Annotated in this window: 18 protein-coding genes; 10 read left to right on the top strand and 8 right to left on the bottom strand. The window is 56.6% G+C overall.

Going from position 1 to position 13139, the window contains the following annotated elements:
• The first annotated feature begins 33 nt into the window (after positions 1–33).
• The 4 genes from LRS56_04815 to LRS56_04800 all read left to right on the top strand — a co-directional run bounded on the left by LRS56_04815 (position 34) and on the right by LRS56_04800 (position 3860).
• Positions 34–1098 (top strand): alkene reductase, encoded by a 1065-nt coding sequence (locus LRS56_04815; protein WDU63858.1) that lies wholly within the window; start codon positions 34–36, stop codon positions 1096–1098.
• 11 nt (positions 1099–1109) lie between these two features.
• Positions 1110–1946 (top strand): pirin family protein, encoded by an 837-nt coding sequence (locus tag LRS56_04810; GenBank protein ID WDU63857.1) that lies wholly within the window; start codon positions 1110–1112, stop codon positions 1944–1946.
• Between the two features lie 60 nt (positions 1947–2006).
• Positions 2007–2591 carry an isochorismatase family protein gene (locus LRS56_04805; GenBank protein WDU63856.1) on the top strand — a complete coding sequence of 195 codons (585 nt, stop codon included), beginning with the start codon at positions 2007–2009 and terminating at the stop codon, positions 2589–2591.
• Between the two features lie 369 nt (positions 2592–2960).
• Positions 2961–3860, top strand: a complete 900-nt coding sequence (locus LRS56_04800; GenBank protein WDU63855.1) for an alpha/beta hydrolase — start codon at positions 2961–2963, stop codon at positions 3858–3860.
• A gap of 104 nt (positions 3861–3964) precedes the next feature.
• Here LRS56_04800 and LRS56_04795 read toward each other — a convergent pair whose 3' ends face one another.
• Positions 3965–4183, bottom strand: coding sequence for a hypothetical protein (locus tag LRS56_04795; GenBank protein WDU63854.1), 219 nt, complete (start codon positions 4181–4183; stop codon positions 3965–3967).
• Between the two features lie 217 nt (positions 4184–4400).
• Here LRS56_04795 and LRS56_04790 point away from each other — a divergent pair, with 217 nt between their 5' ends.
• On the top strand, positions 4401–4727 hold the full coding sequence (locus LRS56_04790; GenBank protein ID WDU63853.1) for a barstar family protein: 327 nt from the start codon (positions 4401–4403) through the stop codon (positions 4725–4727).
• 80 nt (positions 4728–4807) lie between these two features.
• On the opposite strand, the gene LRS56_04785 is transcribed toward LRS56_04790, so the two are convergent.
• The gene (locus LRS56_04785; protein ID WDU63852.1) at positions 4808–5299 is read right to left on the bottom strand and encodes a hypothetical protein; all 492 of its coding nucleotides are present in this window, start codon (positions 5297–5299) and stop codon (positions 4808–4810) included.
• Between the two features lie 446 nt (positions 5300–5745).
• Here LRS56_04785 and LRS56_04780 point away from each other — a divergent pair, with 446 nt between their 5' ends.
• The 4 genes from LRS56_04780 (at position 5746) to LRS56_04765 (ending at position 7675) form a co-directional block, all read left to right on the top strand.
• Positions 5746–6078 (top strand): DUF6124 family protein, encoded by a 333-nt coding sequence (locus tag LRS56_04780; GenBank protein WDU63851.1) that lies wholly within the window; start codon positions 5746–5748, stop codon positions 6076–6078.
• A 149-nt stretch (positions 6079–6227) separates the two neighbouring features.
• Complete coding sequence (locus tag LRS56_04775) at positions 6228–6659, top strand: hypothetical protein (protein WDU63850.1); 432 nt, start codon at positions 6228–6230, stop codon at positions 6657–6659.
• A 91-nt stretch (positions 6660–6750) separates the two neighbouring features.
• Entirely contained in the window at positions 6751–7227 is a 477-nt protein-coding gene (locus LRS56_04770; GenBank protein ID WDU63849.1) for a septation protein IspZ, read from the top strand.
• Between the two features lies 1 nt (position 7228).
• Positions 7229–7675 (top strand): hypothetical protein, encoded by a 447-nt coding sequence (locus tag LRS56_04765; protein ID WDU63848.1) that lies wholly within the window; start codon positions 7229–7231, stop codon positions 7673–7675.
• A gap of 13 nt (positions 7676–7688) precedes the next feature.
• On the opposite strand, the gene LRS56_04760 is transcribed toward LRS56_04765, so the two are convergent.
• The 4 genes from LRS56_04760 to LRS56_04745 all read right to left on the bottom strand — a co-directional run bounded on the left by LRS56_04760 (position 7689) and on the right by LRS56_04745 (position 10483).
• The gene (locus LRS56_04760; protein WDU63847.1) at positions 7689–7931 is read right to left on the bottom strand and encodes a hypothetical protein; all 243 of its coding nucleotides are present in this window, start codon (positions 7929–7931) and stop codon (positions 7689–7691) included.
• A gap of 12 nt (positions 7932–7943) precedes the next feature.
• Positions 7944–8423 carry a hypothetical protein gene (locus tag LRS56_04755; protein ID WDU63846.1) on the bottom strand — a complete coding sequence of 160 codons (480 nt, stop codon included), beginning with the start codon at positions 8421–8423 and terminating at the stop codon, positions 7944–7946.
• A gap of 65 nt (positions 8424–8488) precedes the next feature.
• A complete protein-coding gene (msrA, locus tag LRS56_04750; GenBank protein WDU63845.1) occupies positions 8489–8995 on the bottom strand; it encodes a peptide-methionine (S)-S-oxide reductase MsrA in 507 nt (168 codons plus the stop codon).
• 198 nt (positions 8996–9193) lie between these two features.
• A complete protein-coding gene (locus LRS56_04745) occupies positions 9194–10483 on the bottom strand; it encodes a hypothetical protein (GenBank protein ID WDU63844.1) in 1290 nt (429 codons plus the stop codon).
• Between the two features lie 341 nt (positions 10484–10824).
• Between LRS56_04745 and LRS56_04740 the strand changes: the two genes are divergently transcribed.
• Positions 10825–11868, top strand: a complete 1044-nt coding sequence (locus LRS56_04740; GenBank protein WDU63843.1) for an alpha/beta fold hydrolase — start codon at positions 10825–10827, stop codon at positions 11866–11868.
• Between the two features lie 48 nt (positions 11869–11916).
• Here the strand turns inward: LRS56_04740 and cynS are convergent, their stop codons facing one another.
• Positions 11917–12387 (bottom strand): cyanase, encoded by a 471-nt coding sequence (gene cynS / locus LRS56_04735; protein WDU63842.1) that lies wholly within the window; start codon positions 12385–12387, stop codon positions 11917–11919.
• A 30-nt stretch (positions 12388–12417) separates the two neighbouring features.
• On the bottom strand, positions 12418–13059 hold the full coding sequence (locus LRS56_04730; protein ID WDU63841.1) for a carbonic anhydrase: 642 nt from the start codon (positions 13057–13059) through the stop codon (positions 12418–12420).
• Positions 13060–13139: the final 80 nt, after the last annotated feature.

Below are 13139 nucleotides of genomic sequence, written 5' to 3'. Positions count from 1 at the left end.
ATCATAGCCACATCACTTCTGAGGAGCACCGAAATGAACTCTCTTTTTGCCGAAGTCCAGATAGGACGCTTCACCCTGTCTAACCGTATGGTCATGGCACCGATGACCCGCTCGCGCTCCGATGATGCAGGTGTACCCAGCGATTTGGTTGCCACCTACTACGCACAGCGCGCCACTGCCGGGCTGATCATCAGCGAGGGCGTGTTTCCGGTCGCGCTGGGCAAAGGTTACGTTCGCACCCCTGGTATTGAAACCGCCGAACAAATCGCGGCCTGGAAGAAAATCACTGATGCCGTGCATGCCCGTGGTGGTCGCATCTTCATGCAACTGATGCATTGCGGACGGGTGTCTCACCCTTCTTTGCTACCCGAAGGCGCCCAACCGCAAGCACCTTCTGCAATCAAGGCCGCAGGCCAGACCTACACCGCCACCGGCTTGCAGGATTTCGTGACACCGCACGCCCTGACCGTCTCTGAAATCGCCGAGGTGGTTGAAGGCTATCGTCAGTCTGCTCGCCGGGCCATTGAAGCCGGTTTCGACGGCGTTGAATTGCACGCTGCCTCGGGCTATCTGCCTGAGCAGTTTCTCTCCACCGGCAGCAACCAGCGCAACGACCAGTACGGTGGCTCGGTTGAAAACCGCACTCGCTTCGTACAAGAAGTGCTCGCCGCCATGGTGAGTGAAGTGGGCAGTGACCGTATCGGCATCAAGATTTCCCCGGAGATGAACTTCAACGACATCGTCGATGCAAATCCGCAGGAAACCTACAAGTACCTAGTCAAGCAGCTTCGCGACCTCAAGCTCGCTTACCTGCACGTCGCGCTTTTCGGGGCCAAGTTCGATTACCACGCGGCGCTGCGCCCACTGTTCGATGGCAGCTACCTGATCGGCAGCGGCCAGACCAAAGACAGCGCCGAGTCATTGATCAATGAAGGCAAAGCAGACGCGGTAGTGTTTGGCAGCACCTTCCTGGCCAACCCTGATTTGCCTGAGCGGTTCCGCGCCGACGCAGAGTTGAATATGCCGAATAAAGACACTTTTTACGCTCCAGGTGCAGAAGGCTATGTCGATTATCCAACTATGTCCCAAGGGGCCTGAGGAGCTTCGTCATGCAACCCACCGCACGCTTACAGCGCATGAACCACGGCAGCCAGTTTCGGGCACTCAGTCTGCGTGGTGATCAGAATGCGAAACCCATCGACCCGTTTCTCGGCGTAGACCATGCATGGATCAGCGGACCGACGTTTCCCCCTCATCCTCATGCAGGTTTTTCAGCAGTCTCTTATCTATTTTTGGATTCGGAAACAGGCATCGACAACCGTGACTCGCTGGGCAACCGCAACGTGATTCAACCCGGTGGTTTGCACTGGACGGCGGCGGGTGAAGGCATCGTTCATGAAGAGGTTCCAGCCCAGCCAGGCAAGACCGTTCACATGCTGCAAATCTTCATCAACCTGCCCGAAGACAAGCAAGCTGATGCACCCTTTGTCTTCAGTGTTGAGGCTCAGGATGTCCCTACTGTTTATTTGGCGGGTGTAAAAATCAGAGTCCCCGTGGGCAACTTCGAAGGACTGGCCTCTCCGCTATTACTGCCTACGGACGTAAGGCTTCTGGACATATCCCTTGAAGCCGCAAGCGAAGTGAAAATTCCAGTGCCAGAAGGACACGTGGCATTCGTTATGCCAATTGACGGCGAGGTTTACGTCGACGGTAGGGCCTTCAACCTGATCGACCCGAAGGCACCAGTCAATCTTCCTCAGGGCACGGATCGAGTTATCACCCTGCAAGCGAAGAATGGAGATGCCAAGGCCGTGCTGCTCTCCGGAACTCCGTTAAATCAACCCGTGTATTGGCAAGGGTCCATGGCCCTCGCTTCGATGGACGCACTGGCCGCAGCAGTCAATGGCTACCGGCGCGGTGAGTTCGGAACACTGCAAGCGCGTTAAGCGATTTATATACCCAAAAACCGGGGTAAGTGCCCCATCGTAGTTGCCAGGAGAATCACCATGTCATTCGAAAACTTCAATGCTGATAATGCTGCTCTGCTGCTAATTGACCATCAGGTCGGAACCATGGGCTGGGCTAAATCCATGCCCTTTGAAGAACTGAAGCGCAACGCTCTGATGCTGGCCAAAGCAGCCCGCATCCTGAAGCTCCCGGTGGTACTGACCTCCAGCATGGAAGAGTATGCCCAAGGCCCGCTGTTGAGCGAACTGGAAGAGATTCTTCCAACTGAGTTTGCCGGTCGAATCAAACGTATGGGCATCGTCAACGCCATGGACGATGAGAACTTCGCAGCAGCAGTAAAAGCGACAGGCCGCAAGAAACTGATCATTGCGGGTGTAACCAATGATGTGTGCACCGTCTATCCAGCGCTCTCGCTGGTCCGTGAAGGCTATGAAGTCCAAGTCGTAGCAGATGGTGGCGCTTCGCCCACCGCCATGGCCGATGACATTGCTCTGCGCCGCATGGACAAAGCTGGTGTAACACTGACCACCACTAACCAGTTGATTGCTGAACTGGCTGGCAGTTGGGCAACACCGGAAGGCGGTGAACTGGTTCAAGTGCTTATGGAAGCCTTTGGCGAGTAAGCACGCTTGCAAAGGCCCGGAACATTCCATCCAGGGTGTCCGGGCCTTTCTCGACTGTTAAAGAAGGTGTTTTTGGCGAGACCAGAACGCTGAGTTCTCAGGCTATAGACAAAGTATCTCTTTCACCTATGTATCGCCGATCACCAAACCACTCTGTTTATGCCCTTAGGGGATAGTCAGTGCGGAAAGTCCGCTAATGGCCGAAACCCGCCCTTCGGGAGATTTCTGGTGCCTTTGTGCGTCGTATAGTGGCGGTATTTTTTCGGTCAAGGGAATGGCTATGAACCCCTTAAGCTGCCAACTCATCGGTGTAATTGGCGACCGTTACATCGTAAATGTCACTCCGCATTGCGCAAAAAGGACAAGCCTATGCGTGTAGGAGTGATCCTTGCTGGGATCGGCTCCACGTTGGCGCTGTTGTCAGCATCGCCAGCCCAGCCTGCGCCCCTGCCACCAACAACTGTCATCCAGGGTAATATCTCGGTGCAGGTACAAGGCTCGGGAACAGACATTATATTAATTCCAGGATTTGCCTCGTCCTACGAAGTATGGGCTGACTTGGCCTCCAGATTACGGCAGAACCACCGTCTCCATCTCGTACAGGTAGCGGGTTTTGCCGGCTCGCCTGCCGTGTCCGATCCAGACGGAAAAGTCGCCGCGCCAACGGCCGAGGCAATCGCCGAATATATACGCAGCCAGCACATCAAGGCGCCGGTCATCATCGGTCACTCGTTGGGGGGCGAGGTGGCACTGATGCTAGGTGCTCGTCACCCCGACCAGGTTGGACGCCTGATGATTGTCGATGCGCTGCCCTTTTATACGTTGCTGTTTGACCCTGGCGCGACGAGTGAAACGGCGACCCCACATGCGGCTGCGATGCGCAATGCAATGTTAGCGGCAACCCCTGAGCAAGCTGAAGCCACGCTGCTTGCATCCATCGCTCGTCTCGCCAAAACTGAAGGGGTCAGGCCAAGCTTGGTCGCAGCAGGGATTAGCTCGGACCGAAAGACCCTGGCCGATGCCATGTATGAACTGATGGTCACCGACCTGCGGCCTGAGCTTGGACGCATCAGGGTGCCGGTTCAGGTCGTCTATGCCTACGACCTGCTTTACGGCGTACAGGCGTCCAACATTGATGCAATGTTCCGTAATGCCTATGTTTCGAACCCAAACATCAGCTTCAGGCGCATTGACGACAGTTTTCATTTCGTCATGCTTGATCAGCCAGAACTGTTCGCCGGTGCTGTCATCAAGTTCTTGAACGAGTGAGTGGTAGCGGGGTTGCTACAGTGACGAATCGCCGTTAAGCGGCATAGGATGCGTTGTCGTGCTTGTAAGTCATCGACCGCCCGTTACTCGACAAGAGCTGACGCTTAGTGAAGATGGAAAAGCTTTAAGATCAGACCCGAAGCTTTCTTACCGTCAGCCTCGTAGAGGCCGCGCAATGAAGCTTGATCGGTGAGTTTGTGCAGGTTGAAATGGTTATAGAACGCTTGGCCCAATCGCTGATGCCCGAAGCGCCCTAGGGCCCAAAGCCGATTGAATTCCTCATAGGCGGCTCGTTCGATCTGCAAAGACAAATTGCTCTCCATCTTCAGGCAACCACCGTAAAGGGACTTAAGCGTACGAACGGCCTGTCAATCTTTCAAGCTCGAACCTTTCATACGGACCGGCGCCTTTCGGCCAGAAGTTACCACTACAACCTCGCCTGCTGCGGATTGAGCCCTGTATTGCGCCCAGCCAGCAATTGACTTCACCTCGTAAGACCGCCATACCTGTTTTTTTTACGTGGCGAAGGTTGATCTGACAATGGTGCAAGTGGATGCAAACCTTATTACTGACTGGCAAACATTCCACAGTGTCTTCGCAGAAAAATTCGGCTTTCCGAGCTTCTACGGCCGAAATATGGATGCCTGGGTTGATTGTCTTTCATACCTCGATGACCCCAGCGCAGAAATGTCGTCTATCCACGTTCAACGCGGACAAACGCTTTCATTAATCATCGACAATGCCCAGAGCTTCAAGCGCCGCTGCCCTGAACAATTTGAAGCGCTGGTGGAATGTGCCGCGTTTGTGAACTGGCGAATCGTCGTGGCGGGCGGCACGCCGCTCCTGGCACTTGCTTTCGCTGTTTAAATGCTCGCCCACATCAATCCATAGCGGTGTTATCAAAAACTGCGACGCGGCGAAAGTGGATCATCTTGGCAGGTTCACGACTAAAACCCGCACGCCTTCGTAACCGGTTCAACGATCAGAGAGGTCGGCGCTTTTCCTGTTTTCAGGTCTATCACCGCCAACGAACAGCCGGATTTTGGAGCCGAGTGGGTTACCTGGTAGGTTGCTCCAGCATCAGGGATGAAGCTGACAATACTTATGCAGCTCTTGTGGATCAGAGGCTCGTCGGTAGTCTCACGCTGCTTGATACCCGAACTAAGGGCATTCAGGAAAATGCGCTTATCCGGCTCGATCAGAAAGCGATTCTTCGCAGCATCGGACTGCGAAATTTCGCCCAGCACTCCGCTGTTTTCTGTTTTTTGGCAGTGGGCATTGTAGTAGGCCCAATAGCCTTGAAAGCCTCCGGACATCAGCTCATTGTTGCCCCACCTTGCGTCAAGCGTCGCGTGCGGTGCAGCTATCGACGGTTGCTGATAGTGGCCAACGCAGCCGGCCAGCAGCGCCGCACAGCAGATTGATAAGGTCTTGTTCATAGTCAAACCAGATGATGAGGTTGGGAGTACGGGACGGTTTTATTTACAACCGATGGGGCGAGGCGAAGTATCTGGCCGACGGTATTTTTGCAGAACGAGTACATGTCCTACAACAAAACCTGAAACAGGAAAGTCCGAGGCGACAGCGCCTTGCTCCCTTGCCTACGCTTGCGTCAGAATCCGCCGGCTTGTGCGCTTTAGTGGGCGTCTCTAAGGTGGTTCGGTCGCTGACAACTCAGTGATCGGGTTTAGTAGCCCGCGTGATAAACATAAAGTGCATAAGCCTCATCTTCCAGATGTTCTTGTCTGTGCTTGATGGTGGCTGTGCGCAGGGCGTCCTCGGGCGCGCCGGCTTTGTGTGTTTCCCCGGTCTACTAACCTGTGCACAGCTGCCACCCCTTCGTTTAGTAGCGAAGAGGTGTTGGCCCTAATCAGGTACAACACACATGTTCAAAGTTACGCCCAACCCTCCAAACAAGCCGGACCCGAAACTTAAAAGGGCCGCGCATCGCGCCATAGACCACTACCTCAATCCAGAAACCGCCCCACCTCTACCACCCCCAGCGCTGTTCAACGTCGCCGCCGACGCCAGCAGCGAAACCCTGATCACCAACAGCTACGAAACCTTTTCCTCAGTCACCGCCCTGTTGCTCGACCTGTCGGAGGATTTGACCGGCAAGCAGCGCGATGTGGCGCTGGCGATTCACCAGTTGAGTGAGCTGGGGGTTTTGTTGATGGACCGGCTGATGGAGCGCGAGGCCGCTGTAGCCGGTAGCTAAGGGCGTGATGAAATGCCGAGTCGTACGACTCGGTGTTTTCGTTTTGACGCGGTGTTGTGTCACCATAGGGCCTTGTGCCACTACCTTTTTAATCTGCGCAATCCACGGTTTTATGGGCCTATGGATTTACCCCGCTCAAGGACGTCTCGATGCGAATTCCCCTTTCCCTGCTTACCTTTGCCCTTATCGGCAGCCTGCTCAATGGCTGTGCCTCGACTTCAACCGCGCAAACAAACAGTTATTTGAGCACCCCACAAAGCGTGGTGTCAGATCGGGCGGATATGGACTTCAAAGATGGCTCCCTCTATTTCAAAGCCCCCCACAACACGCTTTCCGCCGCGCAGTTCAGCCAAAGCCTGAACGCCTGTGTTCAATTTGATATCGCCAACTACCAAAAGAACGGCCAAGGGGTGCAGGTATTGCGCTCACTGGGCTACACCGAAGCGCAAATCATCAATGAGGGCAGCCGCCTGTGCATGGAAAGCAAAGGCTGGGGGGCTCTACCGCGAGATCAACAGCCAAGTGCAACGCATCAGCCATCGGGGGGTGAGTTATGCCTCGATGTCCGAGCCGGAGCTTAAAAGCGCACGCAAGCTGGTGACCGGCCAACGCGAGTGGTACCGCACGTATGCGCCCGACGTTCTGGCTGTCGGCGATCTGGGTCAGTAAGTGATGATAAAACAGCGAGTTTCCCTGGGCTTCAGCCTGCTGTGGCGCACGTACCTGGTCTATTTCATTTACACCCTGATCTTCAGCCTGGTACTCGGGTTTGTATTCACCGATCTGGTGTACGCCAACAAAGACCTCTTACTGTTCGCGCCGGCATTCGCACTCGGCTTGTTTGGGCTGCTGCTCGCCCTTCTGGAGGTAGGTTGCCGCGTCAATTTGCTGCGGGTTGTGTTCGGCGGCCGGCTGAAGCGCTCGCCGGCGCAATGGCGAACCTGCGCGCTTCAACTGGCGGTGGTGCTGGGCACCCTGGGCACCTTGAATGCGCTGATTGCCCTGTTTGCGCCGGTTGATATTTGGCTGTACTACAAAGCCTACGGCGGCCCGCTGCTGTTTGTGATGAGTGTGTTTGCTATCGGTTGGACCCAGGCGACGCCGAGCACTGCACAAACAAGCGCTACACCTGACGCAAGGAAGCCATGACGTGGTAACAGAAAAACCGAAAAAATCGCTGTTGCCTTGGGCGTTTGGATTGCTTTTCTTGGGCCTGGTGGGGGTTTTGGTCAAACAGGCATTTGAAGAAACACCCGAGCCCAGCAAACCCAGCTTCCTCAGCGACCTGATCATTCTTACCGCACGCACCACGGCCCAGAATCGAAGGATCGACGAGGATACAACCTTCGTTCGGGCGGAAGCGGCTAACAGCCACGCGATAAGGCTTTATTACACGCTGGTGAATTACGATAGCCATCCCGATGACTTTGATTTGGCCACCACGCAATCAACAATCACAAAGGCTGTGTGCGACTCACAAATGCCAAGGGATCAGTCAATCATTTCACTGGGTGGCACCGTCATTTACATTTTTGGCAGTAAAACCGTGAAAGAGATTGCGCGGTTTGAAGTCAACAAGCAGAGCTGTGTTGGCTAACAGGGGAGCACCTTCAGCCAACCGGCTCAAACCGCCGCCGCTTGAGAAACAACCCCACCCCCAACGCAACGGCAAAGACCGACAGCAACCCCAGGTCAGCCCCTGACAGGCGGACCTGGCTGGCAGCCACGCAGCCAACCGCTCCCACCACCACCAACACCACGCCCAGCCACTTGCGCAGCAGGTACGGTTTAAGAAACCGATCAAGCAAAAAGAACAGCACCAGGGCGATGACCAACGGGATAATTTCAGACATGGGTTTCTCCAGTCAGGTCTTGATGATCAGGGTCGTGGCAGTGCGTTGCGGGCCGATGCCGCCGTTGACCTGGGCCTCAATGCTGACCAGTACGTCGCCTGCATGATAGGTGGGCAAGACTTCATTGGCGTACATGCGCACACCCGCGCCTACAGGAGCCCCCACGTAAGGCGAGGCAACATAAGAGGCGGCGCCAGCGAAGGCGCTGGCGGCGAGGTTAGCGATCTTGGTGCGTTGGGCATTCAGGGCGTCGCCCTGTTGCCGGGTCAACGGCTTGGAGATGCCGATCATCATCATGCACGGCAGGTTCTTGGCCAACATCTTGTCGTAGACCTCGACGACCTTGCTGTTGACCTCATAGTGGGCGCTGCCCGCTTCGCCAAAATGCAGCTCGCGCAAGCGCCCACGTTCGCTGTCGGTGAGGGTGATCTGCGAGACGTTGAAAACGATCCCGTGATTGCCCATGTATTGGAAAGTCCCTTCGAACTTCATCGCACGCATCCTTTCGAGCCAAAGGCGGGGATTCTCTACAAGGACTGCATGGGATTCAAATCATTTCAGCCCCGCTTCGGCAATTTCCAGTTCGGCCGAATGAAATGGCAGGTATACCCATTGGGAATCCGCTCCAGATAATCCTGGTGCTCCGGCTCCGCTTCCCAAAACGGCCCCGCCGGCTCAATCTCTGTCACCACACGGCCTGGCCACAACGTCGAAGCATCCACATCCGCAGCCGTATCCTCGGCCACGTCCCGCTGCTGTTCGCTCAGGTAATAAATCGCCGAACGGTAGCTGGGCCCAAGGTCATTGCCCTGGCGGTTAGGCGTGCTCGGGTCGTGTATCTGGAAGAAGAACTCCAGAATCTGCCGGTAGGTGATCACCGCCGGGTCAAAGACGATCTCGATCGCCTCGGCATGGTTACCGTGGTTGCGATAAGTGGCATTCGGCACATCGCCGCCGGTGTAGCCGACTCGCGTGTGCAGCACGCCGGGGTAGCGTCGCAACAGGTCCTGCATGCCCCAGAAGCAGCCGCCGGCGAGGATGGCGGTTTCGGTTTGGTTGGTCATGGTCTGCCCTTGTGCTAAGTGGATACAGGGGTAGTTATGGGGCAATGTTGGCCAATACCAAGTTGAATCGAGGAAAAACCTGGGGTGACCACGTTTTTTAGAGGCTGAGGCGAAGATAGCGGCTGTGCATAGGGCGCCCTCGGCGGGCCGGCTTGGCGTGTGTCCCCGCGCACAGCGGCTACGTGTTCGGCGACGGTTTCAGTCGGGCAACGAGGCGTAGCCCTTGTGGCTGAACACGAGAAGCGCGGTTGCCTGGGTTTTGCCGCGAGGCACACCCGTGTCGGGCAGGCCCGCAATACGTTTTGGCTCGATATTGTAGTAACCGAAAGTCGTATATTCGTCGGGGATGTGGCCCATCACATAATGAGCCAATTGCGAGAGGTTATAGGCTGCATCGGCGCGTTTTTCGAGGTCTTTATTGTTGGGTGTCCAATCCCCTACTTGAGTTTTCAAACCCGAGATAACCACGCGACCGTAAGACTTGCCCTGTAGTTGCTGGAGAAAATCGGTGATCGCCCTATTAGCGCTGAGAATCTGATCAGCGTTGCGTGTATCGCCCGCCGGTCTGCCACCTGGATGGGTCGGTTTGTTGGTAGTGTTTTCTTCAGTATTGGATGCCATCGAGGCGCCATCGCCGGGGAGTGGCAAGTCTTCTTTCAGGCTGGCATAACCGTTCTGGCTGAACGCCACAAAACGCTCCTTAGCGGTTCTTTCTACACCGTCCGATTTGGCCAGGATGAACTCGGCTGCCTTGGCCAGCCTGAACAGTGCATCAGCCTGCGCCTCTTTATCCGGGTTATTCGATCCGAAGTTCCCGACTACGCCTTTCAGCGCAGTGAGGAGGTTTTCCCGGACGGCCTCTTCAGCCGGGGTCAAGTCATTATGCTTGCCGATATACAGTTGCAGCGCTTGGCTTTGGGAGTAAATATCCTTCGCCGTGCGCGTGTCCTCTGAAGGGCGGCGATCTTCAGCTGTGGGCAACTTCGCCGTGTCCAGCTCGGCGCGGACCGGCGGTTCTTTTTTTACCACCGGCGGCGTCGTGGGAAGTAACTTACCGGTATTGGGATCTTGTAGAGCACTGTAGCCTTCTTTGGAAAAGTTCAAGAGTGCTCGGGCTTCAGAACCTGCCTTGTTCATCGTGTCCGGATCCCCCCTGTGAATCCTGAAGCCGTACCAAATGCTGCCCTCAATCATGTTGTTGTTAGCAGTTGAGTGTTGACCGCCCGTTTGATCAATATACTTAAGTACACGCTCGGCGTTAGCTGCAATATCCGCCTTTTGCGCGTCACTTAACTTGGGATCATTCCAATTACCGCCTATTTGCCAGAAAAAATCGTTGACATGCTCCTGGGGCACTGCAGGCTCTCCTCTGCTGAAGTCGGTTTTTTTGATCAAGTTAATAAATATAGAGCCACCCGTGATTTGCTCAACACTTCGATAATCGCCGGGCGCCCTGCCCGTATTACCGGTCGGTGCCAGGGGTTTCACTTGCGGTTCTGGAAGATGTTCCGCGAGCTTGAAGACAGTCGTTTGGGGCAGAGGTGTTGATAACATAAATTGCCATCTCGTCCGAGTGCTAAAAGTTTGAATTATTTACTAGGCATACAAAAGCTACTTTTAGTGGCAGGTGTAGGAAAAGGGTTCCAAGTGACAACGGTAGTTCTCGGGTAAGAAAGCGCAGTTTGACGTCTCATCATAAACACTGCAGCGCTTGAAACTATTACGGCCCCTACACCCTTAGAATTATTGTTCCACGCAAGTCGCCTGCCTCTACCCAAACCGCCTTTTTCGGACCATGATGCGGCCCTTACTCAAGGACGAAAACAACAATGAAAAACGCCCTCGCCTGCCTGTTTCTGCTCTGCCTGAGCCCACTAGCATTTGCCGTCGACAGCTCCACCGGTTTCCAGACCATCACCCTGCCCAATACGGAAAAAAACCGCCCACTGGAACTGGCCATCTGGTACCCCGCTGCAAGTAACTTCGCCAAGCCCGAGTTGATCGCCGACAACGAGGTATTCATCGGTGCCCTCGGCGTGCCCGACGCTGCACCGGCTGCCGGCGAGCATCCGCTGGTGGTGCTTTCCCACGGGTACGGCGGCAATTGGGGCAAGCAGGTGTGGCTGGCGAGTGCCTTGGCGCACAACGGGTACATCGTGGCGGCGGTCAACCATCCCGGCACCACGACCAAAGACCGTAGCCCCGCAGCTGCCGCACAGTTATGGCAACGCCCGGCCGACTTGAGCCGGGCTATCGACGCGGTACTGGCTCAGCCCAAGCAATTTGGCGCGGTCGCGAACAACCGGATTACCGCGATAGGCCACTCCCTCGGCGGCTGGACAGTGATGGAAATCGCCGGTGCGCGTTTCGACCCCGACCTCTTCAGCCGCGACTGCAACGTGCACCCGAAGCTGGGCGGTTGCGTCGGCTACCAGCAGATGAACCCCGCCGGCACTCCCGATGGCAAGGCCAAACTGGCGGCGGATTTGCGCGACAAGCGCGTCACCGCCGTGGTGTCCTTGGACCTGGGCCTGTCACGCGGCATGACCGACGCCAGCCTGGCGGCCTTTGCGGTGCCGGCACTGGTGATTGCCGGCGGCGTGCCCACCGAGGACATGCTGCCCGCATTGGAGTCCGCCGATATGGTCAGGCGCCTGCCAACAGCTTCGACGCAGTATGTGGAGATCAACGACGCTACCCACTTCAGCTTCATGTCGATCTGCAAGCCGGGCGCGGTGGCGTTGATTGAGGAGGATTCGCCGGGCGATGGCATGATTTGCCGGGACGGTGAAGGGGCGCGGCCACGGGCGGTGATTCAACAGCAGGTGGTCGAGCTGATCACGGGGTTTCTGGAGCGCACCGCTCGCAATTAAATAAAAGTGGCCCGGCCGCCTTGCGGTGCCGGGCCATGCACTGCGTGATCAGAACGGCTTGGTCGGCAAATACTTGCCATCCAGCGTGATCACCGCACGCGAACCGCCGTCCGGGTCATCCACCTTTTTGACGTCCAGCTTGAAGTTGATTGCGCTGATAATCCCGTCACCGAATTTCTCGTGCACCAGCGCCTTGAGCGTGGTGCCGTAGACCTGAATCATTTCGTAAAAGCGGTAAATGGTCGGGTCGGTCGGGATGCCGTTGCCGAGGCTGCCGCGCAGCGGGATGGTTTGCAGCAGGGCCACGGCGTCCGCGTCGAGGCCGAGGGTGTCGGCAACCGCCTGGGCGGCGCTGGCCGGCAGCGGGTGCTGGCCGAGCAAGGCGGCGGTGACGAAGGCTTCGTGCAGGCCAGTGCCTTCGGCGATCTGGGCGAACGACAGGTCTTTGCGGGCCTTGGCCAACAGGATGACATCGGTCAGGGCAAGGCGAGTGTTCTGGCTGATTTGCGACTGGATCATGGTGGTATCTCCGAGGGTAAAAAAAGGCGGTTAGTGCGAAACGGCGCGCACGCTTGGGTTGTCGGCAAGGGCAACAAACTGGCCGGTGCGGCTATCGAAAGCCTGGATGCAGCCGCTTTCGATGTCGTAGACCCAGCCATGCAGCGTCACGCGCTTTTCTTCGAGGGCCAGGCGTACCGAGGGGTGCGTCTGGAGATTGGCCAACTGCGCGATCACGTTTTCGCGCACCATCGACGCGACCTTGGCGTGCGGGTCGACATGCTGGCGGGCCTCATTCACCACCCGGCCGGAATCGGCGTAGCGCAACCAGCCTGCCACGGCGGGCATATGGTCCAGGCATTGGCAGGTGGCGATGGCGGTCATGGCGCCGCAATCGGAGTGCCCGCAGATCACGATATCGCTGACCTGCAAGGCCGCGACGGCGTACTCCACCGAGGCCGACACGCCGCCCGGCTCAGGGCCGTAGGACGGCACGATATTGCCGGCGTTGCGGATCACGAACAGGTCGCCCGGCTCGCGCTGCGTAACCAGCTCAGGCACCAGGCGGCTGTCGGAGCAGGAAATGAACAGCGCACGCGGGCTCTGCTGGTTGGCCAGGTCTTTGAACAGGCCGGCGCGCTCGGGGAACGCGTTGCGCTGGAACTTGAGAAAACCGTCGATGATGTCTTGCATGGTGGGCTCCTTTGAATCGCGATGCGATGGAGCAAAGGTTACGCAGCCCGTTCAATAAGGGAAAAGTCTCATATATGATC

Origin of the sequence: Pseudomonas poae, from assembly GCA_028869255.1 — a bacterium.
GTDB classification, from domain to species: domain Bacteria; phylum Pseudomonadota; class Gammaproteobacteria; order Pseudomonadales; family Pseudomonadaceae; genus Aquipseudomonas; species Aquipseudomonas poae_C.
This window is presented reverse-complemented; position numbering and strand designations above follow the sequence as displayed.